The organism is Roseibium sp. RKSG952 (genome assembly GCF_009711355.1).
Genome location: NZ_SMMF01000047.1, coordinates 1 through 223, shown reverse-complemented (window position 1 = coordinate 223; position 223 = coordinate 1). Strand labels below are relative to the sequence as shown.

Annotated in this window: 1 pseudogene; it reads left to right on the top strand. The window is 57.0% G+C overall.

Annotation, left to right across the window (positions count from 1 at the left end):
- A pseudogene (locus E1297_RS48640) lies at positions 1 to 223 on the top strand (siderophore biosynthesis protein); the annotation flags it as partial.

Sequence of the window (223 nt, the reverse complement as noted above, 5' to 3'; positions counted from 1 at the left end):
GACCTATGACGATATCGGAAACAGCCGGGAGACGGATCAGGCGCTGATCGACAATGCGGTCGCGCGGTTCCAGAAATCGAAAGGCTTGTTTGGAACACCAGGGGAGGTTCTCGAGCGTGTCAATTACTGGCAGGCACTCGGGATCGACGAACTGGCCTGCCTGATCGATTTCGGCCTGCCGGCAGACCGGATCCTGTCACATCTCACCTATCTGATCGATCTG